General features: G+C 60.6%; 1 protein-coding gene. It reads right to left on the bottom strand.

What is annotated here, in order from left to right; translation table 11 throughout:
• Positions 1 to 131: 131 nt before the first annotated feature.
• Positions 132 to 753, bottom strand: a 622-nt coding sequence (locus tag J5224_RS32350) for a tRNA pseudouridine(13) synthase TruD (RefSeq protein WP_264629036.1), incomplete at its 5' end; no start/stop codon positions are given.

Here is a 753-nt window from a genome sequence, read left to right on the forward strand (position 1 = left end):
CCGTCAGCCTCAGTCGTGATTAACGTCTTCATGCCTTTACTCTATAACGGCAATACCTTGCCGTGAGTTCGCATCCTTACTGCATCGGTGCTGCATCGCTACTACCTCAGACACGCATCAGACACAGCATCTCAATCAGCGATATCCATCTGCTCAAGCGGCGTGATGAGCTCACGCACTACGCTGGTGGCAAAACTGCCTGCCGGCAGCCAGAAATCCAGCGTAACCGAGCCATCATCCAGCCAGGACCAGCACATCTGCTGCGGATACAGCAGCGCGGCACGGCGCGCAACGTCCACGCGTTCACGACGCAGCAGTCCAAGCAGCGTCTCTTGCCCTGCCAGACAACCCTGTTCAAACGCCAACGCGGCACCCTGAGTACCAGGGTCACCGTCGCCGGGCAGCGGGGCCGTCACGCACAGCTCACGCTGATCAACGCGCGTTTGCAGTGCCGTCACTTCGTCTTCATTGGCGACAAACCAACTGCCGCGCCCGGCCAGTTGCAGCGCGTCGCCCGCCAAGACCTGCGTTGCCAAGCCCTGGCTCAACCGTTGGCTCACGATAAGATTGAACAGCGCGCTGCGACTGGCCGACAGATAGAAGCTGCGTTTGCTGCGCTCGCTGACGCGAATCTCGTCTCTGGCCCAACGTGCCGCCTGAATCAGATTGTTACCGCCGCGACCAAAGCGCTGGCTGCCAAAATAGTTCGGCACACCTTGTTCGGCGATCGCCGCTAGCCGCGCTTCGACGGCG

Source organism: Candidatus Symbiopectobacterium sp. NZEC135, assembly GCF_025962695.1.